This is a genomic window from Amycolatopsis sp. NPDC051128, from assembly GCF_040682715.1.
GTDB lineage: Bacteria > Actinomycetota > Actinomycetes > Mycobacteriales > Pseudonocardiaceae > Amycolatopsis.
The window spans coordinates 224,456-241,488 of sequence record NZ_JBFBBN010000003.1 but is presented as its reverse complement, the minus strand read 5'-3'; the positions used below and the strand labels follow the sequence as shown (position 1 = coordinate 241,488).

Genomic DNA, 17,033 nt, shown 5'->3' with positions numbered 1-17,033 from the left:
GGCGGAGCAGGGGTCTTCGGCCCTCGGTTTGTGCGAACATATGTTCTATGACGGATGAGGGACCCATCCTGCACGCCGACCTCGACTCGTTCTACGCGTCGGTCGAGCAGCGCGACGATCCGGCGCTGAAGGGACGGCCGGTGATCGTCGGCGGCGGGGTGGTGCTGGCCGCTAGTTACGAGGCCAAGGCCTATGGCGTGCGCACCGCGATGGGTGGCGCGCAGGCCAGGAAACTGTGCCCGCACGCGGTCGTCGTGCGCCCGCGGATGTCGGCGTACCTGGCCGCCAGCCGGGCGGTGTTCGAGGTCTTCCACGACACCACCCCATGGGTGGAAGGCATCTCGATCGACGAGGCGTTCCTCGACGTAGGGGGGTTGGCCAGGATCGGCGGGCGGCCGAGCCGGATAGCCGAACGGCTGCGCGTCGCCGTCGCGGAACGGGCCGGCCTGCCGATCACGGTAGGGGTGGCCAGGACCAAGTTCCTCGCCAAGGTCGCCAGCCGCGTCGCCAAGCCGGACGGCCTGCTGGTGGTCCCGCACGACGCGGAGCTGGCGTTCCTGCACCCGCTGCCGGTCTCGGCGCTCTGGGGCGTCGGCAAGGTGACCACGGAGAAGCTGCGGGCCCGGGGGATCACGACGGTGGGGCAGCTCGCCGCGTCCGAGGAGGTGGACCTGGTCGGCCTGCTCGGCCGCGGCGCGGGCACACACCTGCACCACCTGGCGCACAACGAGGACCCGCGTCGCGTCGAGCTCGGCACGCGCCGCCGTTCGATCGGCGCCCAGCGGGCCCTCGGACGAGGCAGGCGGACCCCGGCCGAGCTCGACGTCGTGCTGGTGGCGCTCATCGACCGGATCGCCCGCCGGCTGCGCGCCGCCCACCGCGTCTGCCGGACGGTGACGATCCGCCTGCGCTTCGCCGACTTCACCCGGGCCACCCGCTCGCAGACGCTGAACGAGCCGACCGCCGGCACCGGCGTGCTGCTCGCGGCGGCGCGGGACCTGCTCGTGGCCGCGCTGCCGCTGATCGCCGACCACGGGATCACGCTGCTGGGCGCGGCGCTGTCCAACCTGGCCGACGACGACCCGATCCAGCTGGCCCTGCCCTTCGAGCGGCAGCGGGCGACCGAGCTCGACACCGCGCTGGACGCGGTGCGGAACCGGTTCGGGAAGGCCGCGGTCACCCGGGCCGTCCTGCTCGGCCGCCCGGACGACCTCGAAGTGCCGATGCTGCCCGATTGACCGCGAAAGCGGCGTCACGATCGGAAAGTGTTCAGCTTCCGCCGCCGGTCGTCGCGGGCCGGCCGGGAATCCGCGCGTGGGTGAGCGCGGAAAGCGCGGCGGGCCGCAGCGCGTCGATGCGGTTCCACAGCCGCGTGCCGACGCTGTTCCGCTGCCCGGCCTGCTCGACGACCTCGAATCCGGCTTCGCGCAGGAGGCCGGCCAGTGCTGCGACGGAGAGGAAGGTGCGCCACGGCTCGCCCTGTTCGGCGACGACCGGCCCGGCGGCTTCGACGTAGCCGTTTCCGGCCGCGTCGCGCAGTTCCGCGGGAAGCAGGTGATCGGTCACGATTTCCGATCCCGGTGCGAAACCGCCGAGGTCCGTCAATGTGGCGAGAATCGCCTCCCGCGTAAGGTACATGGTGACACCGAGCCAGCTCGCGAACACGGGGCGGAACGGGTCGAGTCCACTCTGGACGAGCCGTTCCGAGAGCACGTCGGCTTCGGGCACGATAGGCGAACGAATCGAGACCCGCACCCAGAATCGCATACTGGTCTATACCAGAATTGACGCAACTGAGCCGCGCTTCGGTGAACCGGCTTCGGCAGACCGCCTCGGCGCGGGCGCCGGCCGGTACCGGGTGGGTGCCATGGAGCCGGTGATAGGCCAGGAGTTCCGCGGCGTGCTCGCCCAGGAGCGCCGCGGCGAGGGTGTCGGAGAAGATGATCGGCTCGGCGTCGGCCGGCAAATGTGCCGCTCGCGCGGCGGCCGCGGTGAAGGCCGTGCGGCTGACGCGAGGAGCATTACCGGAAAATCCATCGTTCGTCATACCGCCACGGTACCGATTTGATTTCAAGCATATCACGAAAACAAATATTCAGGAAGATTATCCCCCTTTCGGCTCGGTTGCGGTCACCCTGTACTCGGACGGCCCGTTCGCCCGAGCGGCCATTGTGGACGCTTGACGGGTGTCGCGCGTGCCGGACGTGATTCGACACGTTAGGGTCTGTCCGACCGTGTTCTGGAGAAGATGAGGAACGACGAATCATGGCGCAACGGGTGCACGTCGAGATGGTGGACGATCTCGACGGGAGCGAGGCTTCGCAGACCGTCCCCTTCAGCCTTGACGGGGTGACGTACGAGATCGACCTGTCCGAGGACAACGCCTCCGCGCTGCGGGACGAACTCGGCCGCTACGTCGCCGCGGCGCGGCGCATCGGCGGCCGCAAGGTCCGCCTCGCGACGGGCCAGTCACTCTCCGGTGCGGCCGGCTCGGGCACCGACCGCGAGCGCAACCGGCAGATCCGCGAATGGGCCCAGGCCAACGGCTACGAGGTGGCCGAACGGGGCCGCCTCTCCAGCGAGATCATCGCCGGCTTCGAAGCCGACCAGGCCGCGGCGGCCGAGCCGGCCGAAGTCAAGCCGGCCCGGAAGCGGGCAACACGCAAGAAGGCTTGATTCATTGGCGCTTACTCACGAAGCCGCCCCTGGCGGCGCGGCTTCGTGAGTAACGCGCCGTTCGTGAGGATGGCGCCTGCCGTCGCGCCGTCGCGCCTTCGTGCGGCCTGGCGGCCGCGAAAGAGGGCGCGGCGCGCGCGGGGAAGTCGCGTCCTGGCGCGTTGCGTCCCGCGATCTCTTCGGTGCGGGTTCACAGTCCCTCCGTTTCGAGGCCGCGCGGTGGGCGCGGCTCGCGGCGGCCGAGGGGTCGCGCACTTTGGCGAGCAAGAAAAGCTTGTCGGAGGGTGGCTCCGATGGCCAGACTGTCAGTGCTCCACGCGGCCGGTACCGCGCCGGAGCACCGGCCCGGTGGCCGCCTCCTCCCTCGATGGCCACCGGGCCGCCTTCCACCCGCCTCGGTCATCCGGCCGTTCGGCCCAATGACCGTGCGACCTCGGGGTCATCGCGAATCCGCGCCGCCGCGTTCAGCCGGGTGGCTGGTGGCGCGGCCGCCGGCGGCTGCCGGGTGGCTGATCCGGATTCCACGCCCCGGTCCTGCCGAAATCAGGGCCGAGGCGCTTCTGGACGTTCGTGGTACGCCCGGCGCGTGCGTTCGGTGTGCCGGGTCATGATCTGCTCGGCGGCGTCGGCGTCCCGGTCGGAGATGGCGTGGATCAGCTCGTCGTGTTCGCTCCACGCGTCGCGCCCACGGGGCCGGGCGATCGGCGTGTAGTACCAGCGGACCCGCCGGTCGACCAGCCCGATCAGCTCCGCCAGCACCGCGTTCCCGGAAAGCTGGGTGATGAACGCGTGCAGAGCGGCGTTGGCGGCCACCAGTCCTTCGGTGTCCTCTTCGGCGAGGGCGTTGACGCCGACGTTCTGCAGTTCCCAGAGCCGCTTGACGTCCTCCGGGCCGGCGTTGGCGGCGGCGAGCTTCGCGGAGTGCGCCTCCAGCACGCCGCGGACGCTCAGCAGCTGGTCGGCCTCCTCATCGGTGGGCAGGTGGACGAAGGCGCCCTGTGCGGGCCGGAGGTCGACCCAGCCTTCGCTCTGCAGCCGCTGCAGGGCTTCCCGGACGGGCTGCCGGCTCACGCCGAGGTACTCGGCGAGGTCGGCTTCGACCAGGTGCTGCCCGGGTTCGAGGGTGCGGTTGGTGATCAGCTCGGCGAGGGCCTCGTACACGACCTGCCGCAGCGGGGCGGGCCGTTCGACCCGCTTGGCGGGGGTCGAGCCGAGCGAGCCCTTGGCCGTGCGGCGGCCGGTCGGGCCGCGGTCTGGGAGCGGGGAAGCGGGCTGGCTCACGGGACACCTCAAGGGGAAGGAGAACGCGGCGATCTGATCTCAGGATACAGGTTTTGGTATGCAAAATCCCGGAATCTCACCCGATGTCGGCCGTTCCCCTGGACCATGGAGGCTCATCATGAAGGTGGCTGTTCTCGGGGCCTGCTCGTCACGATGATGACCGAAACACTGGCCATCCCCCGCGCGGCGGGCAGCGACCCGAGTGTCTCGGTCGACGGCGCCTGGCGCGTCGGCCGCCACAAGACGTCGATGCTGCAGGACCTCGAAGCGGGCAAGCCGCTGGAGATCGGCGCGGTGGTGGAGCTGGCCGGCCTCACCGCGTCCAGTTTGGACGACTACCGCGCGACCGGCGACTATGCCGCGCTGCGCAACGCCCTGGCCACGGGCGAGGCCGCGGTGATCCGCGAGGTCACCGATGCCGGGCTGCTCGGCCGGGTCTGTCAAACGAACGGCTCTGGCGCACTTTCGGTGGTGGTCTTACTCGAGGAGGATGCGGTGGCGTAGGAGAGCGAAGCTGGCTCGTCCGTACATTTGCCGCTTGAGGAGCTTTGTCTTGGTGTTCACGCCTTCGGTGCGCCCGTTGTGGTGATCGAGGGTGATGGCAGCGGTGACGGCGTCGATGTCCTGGTCGATGCCTCGGGCGAAGGAGTGCACGTGGGGTAGATCAGCTTCGCGTGCGGTGGTGGTCCATGCCGCCAACTGGGCCGGATTGTCCTTGTGGGGTGCGAGAAGGGCGGCGAAGGAACGCACAACGGCGGCCAGCGCCGCCATTTCGGGGCAGGCCGCGGTCAGGGCTTCGAGTCGTTCGCGTTGCGGTTCGGTGAGGTTCTCGGGCCGGGTCAGCAGCAGCCGGGTGGCCCGGCGTGGCGAGAGGTGCGGATGGTCGTCGAGAAGCCGTCCCTGGTTCAGGTACCGCACGAGGAGGTTGTGGCTGCCGTTGTAGCCCAGAGCGCGGATTTCGGCCAGCAGCGCGGTGGCTCCCACGCCCGGCTCCTGTTCACGGCGGGCGCGTAGGTGGTCCCGATAGGGGTCGACCATGCAGACCCGGTACTTGGGGACCCGCTGGATGCGCTCCGGTGTGGCCGCGCGGGCGTAGCGCTTGACGGTGTTCAGCACCAGGCCGAGGCGGCGTGAGCATGCCAGAGATGCCATCGGTCGGCGACCTGGATCGCTTGCGGCAGCGCGTCCCGCACGGCTTGGGCGTAGGCTGCCGAACCGTCCCGGCACACGACTTCGACTCCTGGATGTGCCCGCAGCCAACCGGCGACCACCTCAGCGCCGCGCCCGGGCAGCACGTCGATCCGGGCGCCGGTGTCGGCGCCGACCAGGACGGTGGCGTAGTCATGAGACCTGCGCAGGGCGAAGTCATCGATCCCCAGTACTCGCGGCACGACCTGATCCGGCAAGGGGATGCCCAGCAAGACCCGCACAGCGGTGTCCCGCCCGAGAACGATCCCGACTTTGGGCAGCAGCCGGGCGGAAGCTCTGCCGGCCAGCTCGTCCATCAACCGGCACATCCGCCGGGACCCGCTCGTGGAAGGCATGAACCCGGCCCCTCGGCGTTCCGCAGGCAGGGCACGCCACCGCATCACCCCTGGTTGATGCCCGTACCACGATCACCTCTCCAGCGTCCTCGACACCCTCGATCGCCAGCGCCGAAAGCCCCAAGAACACCGCACCGACCAGCTTCGCCATCTCAGCCACAAACGATCATGGCAACCCCGCAAAACCCGTCCCGGCCGGGGACCCACCACCCCACCACCGAAAGTGCGCCAGAGCCGTTCGTTTGACAGACCCGGCATGGGTGTAGGCCCGGAGCCGGTGGCTGCGGGCCTTTCCCGTTGTGTGGTTGGTCAGGCGGCGTGGGGTAGTGGTTGGTGGAGGTTGTTGCGCCTCGGTTTTCGTTGTTTGTCCAGGAATACTGGTGGGAGGAATTCGGGGAGTCCGTCGGTGGCGATGCGGACTTCCCATCCGGAGCGGTGCAGCAGCCGGTGATGGTGAGAACACAGCAGGACGAGGTTGCCGAGGTTGGTGGGGCCGCCGTCGGCCCAGTGGCGGATGTGGTGGCCCTGGGAGTGTCGGGGTGGGCGGTGGCACCCCGGGAAGGTGCAGCCGCCGTCGCGTAGGTAGAGGGCTCGGCGGAGTCCGGGGGAGATCAGTCGTCGGATGCGGCCGAGGTCGAGGGGTTCACTCTTCGCCCCGAGGACTGCGGGGATGACTTTGCAGTCGCAGGCGTGGATGCGTGCTTCGGCTGCGGATATGGTGGCGGTGTCGCCGAGGGTGGCTTTGCCGATTCCGGTCTTCAGATCCTCGAGCGAGATCGTGATCATGACGTGGGCTCGTTCCCCGGCTTGGATGGGCAGGTCGGGGGAGTTGAGGGCGAGGTCGATGGTGTCGGAGAAGGCGTCGCCGTAGCGTTCCTGCGGCGATCGCAAGTCTGGGCCTTCGTCGCTGCTGCGGCGCTGGGCGAGGGAGTCCAGCACGGAGCTAACGCGGGTGCCGGTCTCGTCATCGAACTTGCCGTGCAGTTCCCAGATGCCTGAGCGTTTGCGGCGCAGGGACACTTCTCGGGTGGGGGTGGCGGGTTCGGTGTCGTCGGGTTCGGAACCGTCCGGGTCCAGGTGCGCCAAGATTCGGGTGCCGAGGGCGGCGACCTGCTTGTGTCCGGCGTCCTCGGCGAAGGTCAGGAGATCCTGTTCGACGCGGTCGCGGTGTTCGGGCGGGGCTTTTTTCACCACGTCGACGATCGCGTCGATCGTCGGGTTGCTCAACGCACCAGTCGAGGCGGTGGCACCGGTGGCTGGGGCGAGGGCGGGTATGGGGCTACCGTCGAGGTTTTGGCTGGGGTTGAGTGCCCGCGCTCGTTTCACGACGTGCTCGGCGGCGGCTTTCGGGACATCGGCCAGATGTTCCAGCAACCTGGCCACAGACCGATATCCGAACAGGTCCATGACTCCGCGGGTTTCGATCTCGACGAGGAGGGTGCCGAGTTCGGCTTCGGTGGCTCGCATGCGCGTGAGCAGCTCACCGACGCGGTCGGCGAGAGCGACCGCATCGGTTTGCCACACAGCAACACTGGACATAACCCAAGAATACCGGTACATGAACGTGTGTTCATCACACGATCGGGGGTAACTGTTCGGGCCGTTTCGGTTGGCAGCCAAGGGTTTCTGGTGAGGGCGTCGCGTAGCGCGGTGATGACGTGGAGATCATTCTTGCGGGCGGTGGAGATGTAGCCGCGGACCCGCAACCACCTCTGGGCGCCGTGCTGGGTGCGCCGGCCATCGGAGATCTTCAACTGTGCCTTGATCATCCGTAGGTCGCGGTCGGCTTGGTTGTTGGTGAACGGGACGGTGAGGTCGCGGGCGAACAGCAGGTTCCGTGTCTTGCTTGCTTGCGTCCTCGGTCGGGTGGGTGCAGCAGCAGGCCAAGATTGACGGTGCGGACGAACCTGGAGATCAACGGGTCGACGATATGGGCGGGTATCGCGGCCAGGTCGGCGTCTCGCGCGGTGTGAGCAGCGGTGTTGAGTTCTTCGAGGGTCTTCTTGGCGATCCTGGGGCAGGCGTGCTCGGGATGGGCTTCGCCGGCCGCGACCAGTTCGCGGAGGTGGTGGGCGTTGCAGCGGGCATGTTTGCGCCCGAAGTCTTGATACGACATCAGTCCGTCATGGACCGCGACACCACGGAACCGGGTCAGGATCCCGAACTCGTCCATCGCCTCACCACCACGCTGGGGGTGGGGCAGGTAGGTGGTCAGATGTGGGGTGCAGGCGACGTGCAGCCACCAGTTCTTTCCTTCGACCCGGATGCCGGTCTCGTCGAAGTGTGCCACCGACGCTGCTCGTAATGCCTGCTCGACCCGCTCGGCGAACCCGGCCGCGGTCGTGATGTGGCGGCATGCGTGGCACCGCAGCCGGTGCAGACGATGCTCGGTCACCGACGGACAGACCGGAGGCAGATCCACGACCTGCCGCCGGATGACCCCGGCACGGTCGGTGCGGCGCAGACCCGCGCCGCACCCCGAGCACGCCGACGGTGCGTGGTCGACGATGGTGTCCGGGTTCTCCCCCATGGACAGGCTCGCTCCGGGCGGCTTGCCCTGCTTACGTCCGGTCCTGCCGCGCAGTGACTTGGGCGCGGGTTTGCTGAACCGGTCCGGCGAGCTCCACCGCCGGCGCTGCAACCAGCGCGGCCGGCTCGTCATACGACGGACGAACACCCTCCCCCACAACAAGATCATCCCACAGGCCCGCTCACAGCCCGACAACGACCTGAACAGTGACCGATCAGGTAGTCATGAGATCGAATGTCATTGCGCCGCAACACTTAGCCACGATAGTGAAGGCGGCAGGGGTACCAGTGCGTGGGGAATCGGCGCTGCCGACCACAACGCGAAGGCAACCACGAGGAGCGCCGATTTCCCACGCCACGGCGAAGCTGTATCTTGAAAACAGAGGTCACCGAGGCCGAACGAGCCCGGTTTCGTAAGCCAGAACCACAGCTTGCACCCGATCCCGCAGCTCCAGCTTCCCGAGAATGCGCCCCACATGCGTCTTCACAGTGGCTTCGGAAAGCACCAGCTCACCAGCGATCTCCGCATTGGACAACCCCGCAGCCACCTTCTCGAGCACTTCAAGCTCACGTTCGGTGAGCCGGTGCAGGCCACGGGCGGTCGGGGGACCGCCCGCCGGAACGGGATCGGGCAGCCGGTCGGCGATCGTGTCCAGCAGGCGGCGGGTGACGGTCGGCGCGACGACGGCGTCGCCGCGGGCGACCGCGCGGATCGCCGTCAGCAGGTCGTCGGGTGGCACGTTCTTCAGCAGGAACCCGCTGGCTCCCGCCTTCAGGCCGGGGAAGGCGTACTCGTCGATGTCGAACGTGGTCAGGATCAGCACTCGCGAGCGGGGCGAGTCGCGCACGATCTCGCGGGTCGCGGCGATCCCGTCCACGCCGGGCATCCGGACGTCCATCAGCACGACGTCGGGGTCGAGCTCGGCCGTGCGGGTCACGGCCGTCGCGCCGTCGGCGGCCTCGCCGATCACCTTCAGGTCCGGCTGGGACTCCAGGACCAGCCGGAAACCCAGGCGCAGCAACGGTTCGTCGTCGACCAGCAGGATGGTGATCACGCGCCGCTCCCGAATTTCCCCAGCACCCGCCAGCCGCCGCCGGGCCGTGGCCCGGCTTCGACGTCGCCTCCGGCCACGCCGGCTCGTTCGCGCATGCCGCTGAGCCCGTGCCCGCCGCTGGTGACCGGGACCGGCGCCGGGCGCCCGTCGTCGAGCACCTCGAGGGTCACCAGCGGCTCGTCGTAGGTGAGGTGGATCTTCGCCGACGTCGGCGCCGCCGCGTGCTTGAGCACGTTGGTGAGCGCCTCCTGGGCGACCCGGTAGACCGCCAGCTCGACGGTCGGCGGCAGCGGGAACCGGCGGCCGGTCACCGTCCACGTCGCGGGCAGCCCGGTGGCCCGGACCTGGTTGACCAGTTCGTCGAGGGCGGCGATACCGGGCTGCGGCGCGCGCGGGCTGTCGTCGCCGTTGCTCCGCAGCACGGTGAGCAGCCGGTGCATTTCGTCGAGCGCCTGGCGTCCGGTGGCGGAGACGTGCTTCGCGGCCGACTCCGCCTGGGCGCCGTCCGTGCGGGCGGCGAACGCGGCACCGTCGGCGAGCGCGATCATGACCGACAGGTTGTGCGCGATGATGTCGTGCATCTCGCGGGCGATGCGGGCCCGTTCCCGCGCGGCCGCGATCTGGCTCTCCTGGTCGCGTTCCCGTTCGGCTCGCACCGCCCGGTCGTGCAGCGACGCCAGGTACGCCCGCCGGGTCCGCACGTTCACCCCGAGCGCGAAGGCCGCGGTGACGATCGCGGCCGCGAACACCAGGCGTGCGACGAAAGTCCCGAACCCGGTGTCCTCGCCGATCCCCACCGCGGTGAGCGCGACGACCGTCGACACCGCCGCCGCGACGCGATACCGCTCGCGGTACGCGGCGACGGTGTAGACGGCGATCAGCACGGCGGCCGTCGTCGGCGGGAACTGCGGGCCCAGCAGGTCCTGGACCACGCCGAGCGCGGCCGTGAACACGAGGACGGTCAGCGGGAACCGCCGCCGGAACCCCAGCGCCGCGACCAGGGCGAGCGACGAGTGCGACGGCGACGTAGCCGCAGAACCACGCGAAGCCGGTCCAGGGCGCGAGGCTGAGCGTCGACGGCCGTACCGTGATCAGCGCCTGTCCGGCGTTGCTGGGCAGGTAGGGCACGACGTGGGGGACCCAGCTCTCCGGCAGCACGCCCGCCAGTCCCGGGACGACCATGACCAGGGCGACCAGTGCCGCGATGGCGCCGGCGGTGTGGCGGACCAGCCAGCCGAGCGCGACCCCGAGCAGCCCGATGCCGGTCAGGTAGAGCCCGGCACCGGCCACGGCGCGGAAGACGCCGGGTTCGGCCAGGCTCGTCTCGATGTCCTGGGAGGACAGGAAAGCCTGGCCGCCGAGGAACGCCGCGAACGCGGCGACCTCGCCGACCACGAACGTCACCGCGGCGAACACGGCCGCCTTCGCCGCCAGCACCGGCGTGCGGGCGGGGACCGCGGAGAACGTGGAGCGGATCTGCCCGGTGGTGTACTCCCCGGAGACCACGAGCACGCCGAGCACCCCGAAGGCGAGCTGGACCAGGACGTAGCCCTGGAGGCTGAGCGCGGTCGGTTCGAGGCGCGCCCGGCTCTGCGCGGTCATCACCGGCCAGCGGCTTGCGTAGAGCGCGCAGGTGAGCCAGCCGAGACCGATCATGCCGGCGAGGGCCGCGGTGACCGTGATCGGCGTGGACTGCAGGGAGCGGAACTTGACCCACTCCGAACTCGCCACGCGGGGGAAGGTGACGCCGGTCGTCATGCGGGGTGTCCTTCGGTTTCGTGGACGCGGTACTCCAGCGCGTCGTCGGTGAGCTCCATGAACGCCTCTTCGAGCGACGCCTGGACCGGCGCGAGCTCCTCGAGCGGGATGGCGTGGCGGCAGGCGAGGAGGCCGACCTCGGCGCTGCCGACGCCGTGCACTTCCAGGAGCCCGGGCTCGGTGCTGGTGACGTCGATCCCGGGGCCGGTGAGCAGCTCGCGCAGTTCGGTGGCGCGCGGGGTGCGGACCCGGACGACGTCGGCCGAGGCGCGCTCGATGAACTCGCGCACCGACGTCTCGGCGATGACCCGGCCGCGCCCGATCACCACGAGGTGGTCGGCGGTCAGTGCCATCTCGCTCATCAGGTGCGAGGAGACGAACACGGTGCGCCCTTCGGCGGCGAGCCGTCGCAGCAGGGTGCGGATCCACCGGATGCCCTGCGGGTCCAGGCCGTTGACGGGTTCGTCGAGGATCAGCGTGGCCGGGTCGCCGAGCAGTGCGGCGGCCACGCCGAGCCGTTGTCCCATGCCGAGGGAGTATCCGCCCGCCCGGTGGTGCGCGACGCCGGTCAGGCCGACGAGGTCGAGCACCTCCTCGACGCGCCGCCGCGGGATCCCCGTCGTGAGCGCCAACGCCAGCAGGTGGTGGTAGGCCGACCGGCCCGGGTGGATGGCCTTGGCCTCGAGCAGCGCGCCCACTTCCCGCAGGGGCGCCGCATGATCGGCGTACGCCTTGCCGTTGACCGTCACCGAGCCCGAGGTGGGCGCGTCCAGGCCCATGATCATCCGGATCGTGGTGGACTTCCCGGCCCCGTTCGGGCCGAGGAACCCGGTCACCGCACCGGGGACGACGGTGAACGTCGCCCCGTCCACCGCGGTCCGCCCGCCGTAGCGCTTGGACACCGCACGTGCCTCGATCATCTGTCTCCTTTCGTCGCGGCCGAAAGGTAGGCCCGCGCGACGGCCGGATCGACCGGCTGGCGGGCGATCTTGACGCGGGGGAGGGTCCGACTCGCGGCGTAGGCGCTACGCCGGAGGTCGTACGCGCCCGGCCGTTGACCCCGCGTCCACGAGCGAGCTATTCTCGATATACGAAAGAATGATTCCGGATAGTGAAATTTGAGGTCTCGATGACCGAAGACCGGCACTCCCTGCCGTACGTCGCCAACCTGTCGATCCTGTTCAAGGAGGTCCCGCTCCTCGAACGGGCGGCGGCCGCGCGGGCGGCGGGCTTCACCGACGTCGAGTACTGGTGGCCGTTCGAGTCCGCGGTACCCCCGCGGGACGAGGTGGACGCCTTCGTGAAGAGCCTCGACGGGGTGCGCCTGCGCGGGCTGAACTTCTACGGCGGCGACCTGGCCGCGGGGGAGCGGGGCCTGGTCTCCTGGATCGGCCGCGAGTCCGAGTTCGCCGACAGCCTGGTCGTCGCCCTCGCGATCGCCGAACGCACCGGTTGCCGCAGCTTCAACGCGCTCTACGGCAACCGGCTCGACGGCGAAGACCCGGCCAAGCAGGACGACCTGGCGCTGGTCCACCTCGCGACCGCCGCCGAGGCCGCCGCGAAGATCGGCGCGCAGCTGGTCGTCGAACCGCTCTCCGGCGTGGCCCGCTATCCGCTCAAGACCGCCGCGGACGTCGTGGCCGTGCTCGACGCCCTCGGGCGCGACAACGTGCGGCTGCTGGCCGACCTGTACCACCTGGCCGTCAACGGGGACGACCTCGACGCGCTGGCGACCGGCCACATCGCCCGGATCGGGCACGTCCAGATCGCCGACGCGCCCGGGCGCCACCAGCCCGGCACCGGGTCCCTCGACCTCGACGGCCATCTCGCGAGGCTGCAGCAAGCCGGCTACGCGGGGTTCGTCGGGATCGAGTACGTCCCCGAGCCGGACACCGTCACGTCGCTGGACTGGCTGCCGATCACCCGAAGGGGACGAGCATGAAACCGGAGGTGTGACATGCCCGGAATCCCCGCGATGCAAGCGGTCGTCGACGTCCTGGAGAGCGAAGGCGTCGACACCGTCTTCGGCTGTCCGGGCGCCGGGATCCTCCCGCTGTATAACGCCCTACACGGCCGAACGGCAACGTCGGCGTCGCGATCGGCACGTCCGGCGGCCTTTCCGCGCGCACGGACGCGGTTGTCGGAAAGCACAAACCGGGGCCGTGAATTCACCCGTCTTTCAGGGGTTTTGCCGTGGTCACGGCGACACCCCAGCGTGTGTACTTCAGGCCGAAGCAGCCCGAAAGGACGTCCATGACCACGTCGATTTCCGCCGAACAGGAATGGCTGGACGAAGCCGTCCGCATCGCGGAGACCAACGTCGCGAACGGCGGCGGCCCCTTCGGCGCGCTGATCGTGAAGGACGGCGAGATCGTTTCGACCGGCGTCAACCGCGTCACCGCCAATCTCGACCCGACCGCGCACGCCGAGGTCGTCGCGATCCGCGCGGCCTGCCAGGCGCTCGGCACGTTCAAGCTCGACGGCTGTGTGCTCGTCTCCAGCTGCGAGCCGTGCCCGATGTGCCTGTCCTCGGCGCTGTGGGCTCGCGTGGACAAGGTGATCTACGCCGCCGACCGCGACGACGCGGCCAAGGCCGGCTTCGACGACCGGGCCTTCTACGAGCTGTTCGACCGTCCCCGGGAGACCTGGACGGTTCCCGTGTCGCGACTGTCCGCAAAGGACGGTTTCGCGCCGTTCGCGGCGTGGCTCGGCAAGAGCGACCGCACCGACTACTGACCCTTTTCGCTGTCCAGGTGGTCCAGCTGGGCGGTGGCGTACCGGCCGCCCGCCGCGGCGCCGGCCGGAACCGCGGCCTCGACCTCGGCCAGGTCGGCGGCCGTCAGCTCGACATCGGCGGCGCCCAGGGACTCGGCCGGCCGTCGAGGGCGGCGTGGACCGTCGCGACCGATTCGGCCTCGTCGGCCGGGCCGTACATGTCGGACGAGTGCTACCCGCGTTTTGTTATCATCGGAACCATGGCGACGAAGACGGCGGTGGACACCCGCGAGCGGATCCTGGAGGCGGCGGCCGCGCTGCTCGCGGCGGAGGGGCGCGACGGCCTCTCGACCCGCGCGGTGAGTGCGGCCGCGGGTGTCCAGCCTCCGGCGTTGTACCGCCTCTTCGGCGACAAGGACGGCCTGCTCGACGCGGTCGCCGCGTACGGATTCGACGAGTACCTGGTGAGCAAGCGCGCGATGGGCTCGACCGGTGACCCGGTCGAGGACCTCCGGCGCGGCTGGGACACCCACGTGGAGTTCGGCCTGTCGCGTCCGGAGTTCTACGTACTCATGTACGGCGACGCCCGCCCGGGTCGCCAGTCGCCCGCGGCGCGGGAAGCGGAAGCGATGCTGAGGAGCATCGTTTCGCGGGTCGCGGAGGCGGGGCGCCTGCGGGTGAGCGTGGAACGCGCGGCGCGGCTGGTGCACGCGACCGGCATGGGTGTGGTGCTGTCGCTGATCGCGACGCCGGAGGACGAGCGCGACCCGGAGCTGTCGGAGACCGCTCGTGAGACGGTGCTGGCCCGGATCCTCACCGGTGAGACGGAGCCGGCCGGGTCCGACCTCCCGGAACGCGCGATCGCGCTGCGCGCCGGGCTCGACGGGGCGACGGCGCTCACCGGGGCTGAGCGCGTGCTGCTGGGGGAGTGGCTGGACCGCATCGCCGACGCCTGAGCCGGACTCGGACTGGATCGGTCAAGCCCGATCGGACATCGTCTGTCATCATCCCGGCGCGCAATATATTGCGGCTCGCAACATATTGACGACGACGTCGGAGGGTCCCGATGATCAGGTGGAAAGCAGTACTGGCCTGCGCCGGAGCGGGAATTCTGCTGGCCGGGGCACTCCACGGCACGGCACTGGCCGCCGGCACCGCGACCGACTGCTGCGGCGGCGGGGCCTCGTGGGCGACGGGCGACAAGTCCGCGCTCGGCACGTCGGCCACCACCGGGAGCCCCGTCTGGTTCACCGTCGCCGACGGCGTCACTTCCGAGGTGTTCTACCCCCGCGCCGACGTGCCCAACATGCAGGACATGCAGTTCGTCGTCACCGACGGGGCGAGCTTCGTCGACCTGGAACGCGACGCCACGAACCACGTCGTCTCGATGCCCGACGAGAAGGCGCTGCAGTACACGGTCACCAACACCGCCAAGAGCGGCAAGTACCGGATCACCACCGGCTACGTCACCGACCCGGCCCGCGCGACCCTCGTCACGAACACGCGCTTCCAGTCCCTCGACGGCGGAAGCTACCGCCTCTACCTTCTGGCCAACCCCTCGATGGCCGGCGGCGGCGCGAACGACAACGCCTGGTGGGACGCGGGCGCCGGAGCGCTGATGGCGAGCGGCACCGAAACGCTGTTCGGCGGGGCGGCCACCACGGTCGTCTCCGCCCTGCGCGTCTCGACCGGGTTCACCGCGCACGACAACGGCTACAGCGGCGCGGCCAGCGACTGCCTGACCGACCTGCGCGCCGACAGGAACCTGAACAACCAGTTCGACACCATCTCGGGCACCGGCAACGTCGTCCAGTGTGGACAGATCCCGGTCGGCGCCGACACGATGTTCACCGTCGCCCTCGGTTACGGCGGCACCGCGGCGTCGGCCGCGTCGGCCGCGAGCGCGTCACTCGGCAGCGGGTTCGCGAGCGTGTCGGCGTCCTACCGCGGCGGCTGGAACTCCTACGTCGGCGGCCTGAAACCCGCCCCGGCCAGCGTGTCGGGAGACACGCAACGGCGTCGCGCCTACTACGTCGCGGCGATGGCGCTCAAGACCGCCGAGGACAAACAGCACCCGGGCGCGAGCGTCGCGGGCCTGGCCACGCCGTGGGGCAACTACACCAACGGCGACCAGCTCAACGACGGCTACCACCGCGTCTGGGGCCGTGACCTCTACCAGCAGGCGACCGGCCTGCTGGCCGCCGGGGACGGCGCCCAGGCCAAGCGGATGGCCCGGTTCCTCTGGAACTCGCAGTGGGTCGGCAGTCCCACGGCGGGCGACGGCACGACGTACCCGGCGGGGTCGTTCCCGCGCTACAGCCCGGTTTCCGGCGTCGCCGGGGCGAGTGCGCAGCAGCTCGGCTGCTGCGAACAGCTCGACCAGGACGCCGACGCGATCCTGCTGGCCTGGCTGACCGGCCTCACCGACGCTTCGACCTACGCCAAGGTCAAGACGACGGCGAACCACATCGTCTCGTCCGGCCCCGACACCACCGAACGATGGGAAGAGCAGTACGGCAAGTCGCCGTCGTCGGTGGCGGCCGAGATCGCCGGTCTGGTCGCGGCCGGTGCCCTGGCCCGGGCGAACGGCGACACCGCGAGTGCGACGGCGTGGGAGTCCACAGCGGACTCCTGGCGGAACTCGCTGGCCGGCTGGACCGTCACGACGTCGGGCTACTGGGGCGGGCACACCTACTACGAACGGCTCGACCGCGCCGGGAACCCGAACGACGGTGCCACGATCTGCTTCGACGAGGGCTGCTTCTACGAGCACGACGTCACCGACTTCGGGTTCCTCGACCTGGTGCGGCTCGGGATCCGGCCGGCAGGCGACGCCACGATCGCGAACTCGGTCGCGCCGACGGCCGCCGCCTCCGACGGCAACTCGGCGGTACAGGTGACGCTGCCGAACGGCGACGTCTACTTCCACCGCTACCCGCACGACAACTACGGCGAGAGCACGGCGAACTGCGGTGGCTGGCCGGCGGGCGGCGGTCAGCGGTTCGGGCGGCTGTGGCCGGTGCTGTCGGGGGAGCGCGGCCAGTACGAGCTGGCCAACGGCCGCTCGGCGGCGGTGTACCTCAAGTCCATGGCGGACTCGGCCAACGACGGGTACTTCGTGCCGGAGCAGGTCTGGGACCGCGCGGACGTCGGCTGCTTCGGACTGGGCCGGCCGACCGGCAGCGCGGGCCCGCTGATGTGGGCCGAAGGCCAGTACCTGCGGCTGGCCCAGAGCATGGACGCGGGCCACAACCTCGACACGCCGTCGATCGTCAAGGCCCGCTACGGCACCTGAGCCGCACGGGCCCGGCCTCCTGGAGCTCACGGGCCGCACGACGACCCGCGACGGCGGCCTAGCTCTACCGGCGGGGCAAGGCGGAGCTGCTGTACCCGCCCATGCTGCGGGGCTGACGGCGCGCCTCCGGACCCCCCCAGCTCGCCGAACGCCCCAATGTGGCATTGGGTGCGTTGGACG

At 70.2% G+C, this 17,033-nt stretch carries 16 protein-coding genes and 4 pseudogenes; 10 read left to right on the top strand and 10 right to left on the bottom strand.

Annotated elements, in window-relative coordinates; genetic code table 11:
• The first annotated feature begins 47 nt into the window (after positions 1 to 47).
• A complete protein-coding gene (gene dinB / locus AB0M82_RS05140; protein WP_364717825.1) occupies positions 48 to 1,238 on the top strand; it encodes a DNA polymerase IV in 1,191 nt (396 codons plus the stop codon).
• 31 nt (positions 1,239 to 1,269) lie between these two features.
• Here dinB and AB0M82_RS05135 read toward each other — a convergent pair whose 3' ends face one another.
• Both AB0M82_RS05135 and AB0M82_RS05130 read right to left on the bottom strand, forming a co-directional pair.
• The gene (locus AB0M82_RS05135) at positions 1,270 to 1,728 is read right to left on the bottom strand and encodes a class I SAM-dependent methyltransferase (RefSeq protein WP_364717824.1); all 459 of its coding nucleotides are present in this window, start codon (positions 1,726 to 1,728) and stop codon (positions 1,270 to 1,272) included.
• Between the two features lie 49 nt (positions 1,729 to 1,777).
• Positions 1,778 to 2,047 (bottom strand): annotated as a pseudogene (locus AB0M82_RS05130) (SAM-dependent methyltransferase); the annotation flags it as partial.
• Between AB0M82_RS05130 and AB0M82_RS05125 the strand changes: the two are divergent.
• Entirely contained in the window at positions 1,929 to 2,183 is a 255-nt protein-coding gene (locus AB0M82_RS05125; protein ID WP_364717822.1) for a hypothetical protein, read from the top strand. The pseudogene AB0M82_RS05130 and the gene AB0M82_RS05125 overlap by 119 nt on opposite strands.
• An 82-nt stretch (positions 2,184 to 2,265) precedes the next feature.
• On the top strand, positions 2,266 to 2,676 hold the full coding sequence (locus tag AB0M82_RS05120) for an Lsr2 family protein (protein WP_364717821.1): 411 nt from the start codon (positions 2,266 to 2,268) through the stop codon (positions 2,674 to 2,676).
• A gap of 543 nt (positions 2,677 to 3,219) precedes the next feature.
• Here AB0M82_RS05120 and AB0M82_RS05115 read toward each other — a convergent pair.
• Positions 3,220 to 3,957, bottom strand: coding sequence for a GntR family transcriptional regulator (locus tag AB0M82_RS05115; RefSeq protein WP_364717820.1), 738 nt, complete (start codon positions 3,955 to 3,957; stop codon positions 3,220 to 3,222).
• Between the two features lie 105 nt (positions 3,958 to 4,062).
• Here AB0M82_RS05115 and AB0M82_RS05110 point away from each other — a divergent pair, with 105 nt between their 5' ends.
• On the top strand, positions 4,063 to 4,461 hold the full coding sequence (locus AB0M82_RS05110; RefSeq protein WP_364717819.1) for a ketopantoate reductase C-terminal domain-containing protein: 399 nt from the start codon (positions 4,063 to 4,065) through the stop codon (positions 4,459 to 4,461).
• Here AB0M82_RS05110 and AB0M82_RS05105 read toward each other — a convergent pair.
• The 6 genes and pseudogenes from AB0M82_RS05105 to AB0M82_RS05080 form a co-directional block, all read right to left on the bottom strand.
• Positions 4,435 to 5,652 (bottom strand): annotated as a pseudogene (locus AB0M82_RS05105) (ISL3 family transposase). The gene AB0M82_RS05110 and the pseudogene AB0M82_RS05105 sit on opposite strands and share 27 nt — an antisense overlap.
• A 158-nt stretch (positions 5,653 to 5,810) precedes the next feature.
• The gene (locus tag AB0M82_RS05100) at positions 5,811 to 7,040 is read right to left on the bottom strand and encodes a DUF222 domain-containing protein (RefSeq protein WP_364717817.1); all 1,230 of its coding nucleotides are present in this window, start codon (positions 7,038 to 7,040) and stop codon (positions 5,811 to 5,813) included.
• 113 nt (positions 7,041 to 7,153) lie between these two features.
• Positions 7,154 to 7,318 (bottom strand): annotated as a pseudogene (locus AB0M82_RS05095) (IS66 family transposase); the annotation flags it as partial.
• Positions 7,267 to 8,031 (bottom strand): transposase, encoded by a 765-nt coding sequence (locus AB0M82_RS05090; protein WP_364717816.1) that lies wholly within the window; start codon positions 8,029 to 8,031, stop codon positions 7,267 to 7,269. The pseudogene AB0M82_RS05095 and the gene AB0M82_RS05090, both read right to left, overlap by 52 nt.
• Positions 8,032 to 8,416: 385 nt before the next feature.
• The gene (locus AB0M82_RS05085; protein ID WP_364717815.1) at positions 8,417 to 9,085 is read right to left on the bottom strand and encodes a response regulator transcription factor; all 669 of its coding nucleotides are present in this window, start codon (positions 9,083 to 9,085) and stop codon (positions 8,417 to 8,419) included.
• Complete coding sequence (locus tag AB0M82_RS05080; protein ID WP_364717814.1) at positions 9,082 to 10,038, bottom strand: histidine kinase; 957 nt, start codon at positions 10,036 to 10,038, stop codon at positions 9,082 to 9,084. Before AB0M82_RS05080 ends, AB0M82_RS05085 begins: the two co-directional genes overlap by 4 nt.
• A 374-nt stretch (positions 10,039 to 10,412) precedes the next feature.
• Here AB0M82_RS05080 and AB0M82_RS05075 point away from each other — a divergent pair, with 374 nt between their 5' ends.
• Positions 10,413 to 10,634: a hypothetical protein gene (locus AB0M82_RS05075; protein ID WP_364717812.1), complete on the top strand. Its 222-nt coding sequence runs from the start codon at positions 10,413 to 10,415 to the stop codon at positions 10,632 to 10,634.
• A 205-nt stretch (positions 10,635 to 10,839) separates the two neighbouring features.
• On the opposite strand, the gene AB0M82_RS05070 is transcribed toward AB0M82_RS05075, so the two are convergent.
• Positions 10,840 to 11,763 carry an ABC transporter ATP-binding protein gene (locus AB0M82_RS05070; protein ID WP_364717811.1) on the bottom strand — a complete coding sequence of 308 codons (924 nt, stop codon included), beginning with the start codon at positions 11,761 to 11,763 and terminating at the stop codon, positions 10,840 to 10,842.
• A 209-nt stretch (positions 11,764 to 11,972) separates the two neighbouring features.
• On the opposite strand from AB0M82_RS05070, the gene AB0M82_RS05065 reads away from it, so the two are divergent.
• The 5 genes and pseudogenes from AB0M82_RS05065 to AB0M82_RS05045 all read left to right on the top strand — a co-directional run bounded on the left by AB0M82_RS05065 (position 11,973) and on the right by AB0M82_RS05045 (position 16,853).
• Positions 11,973 to 12,785: a TIM barrel protein gene (locus tag AB0M82_RS05065; RefSeq protein ID WP_364717809.1), complete on the top strand. Its 813-nt coding sequence runs from the start codon at positions 11,973 to 11,975 to the stop codon at positions 12,783 to 12,785.
• Between the two features lie 33 nt (positions 12,786 to 12,818).
• Positions 12,819 to 12,917 (top strand): annotated as a pseudogene (locus AB0M82_RS05060) (thiamine pyrophosphate-binding protein); the annotation flags it as partial.
• Between the two features lie 179 nt (positions 12,918 to 13,096).
• Positions 13,097 to 13,579, top strand: a complete 483-nt coding sequence (locus AB0M82_RS05055; RefSeq protein WP_364717808.1) for a nucleoside deaminase — start codon at positions 13,097 to 13,099, stop codon at positions 13,577 to 13,579.
• Between the two features lie 239 nt (positions 13,580 to 13,818).
• The gene (locus AB0M82_RS05050) at positions 13,819 to 14,514 is read left to right on the top strand and encodes a TetR/AcrR family transcriptional regulator (protein WP_364718024.1); all 696 of its coding nucleotides are present in this window, start codon (positions 13,819 to 13,821) and stop codon (positions 14,512 to 14,514) included.
• Between the two features lie 110 nt (positions 14,515 to 14,624).
• Positions 14,625 to 16,853, top strand: coding sequence for a glycoside hydrolase family 15 protein (locus tag AB0M82_RS05045; RefSeq protein ID WP_364717806.1), 2,229 nt, complete (start codon positions 14,625 to 14,627; stop codon positions 16,851 to 16,853).
• The last annotated feature ends 180 nt before the right edge of the window (positions 16,854 to 17,033 follow it).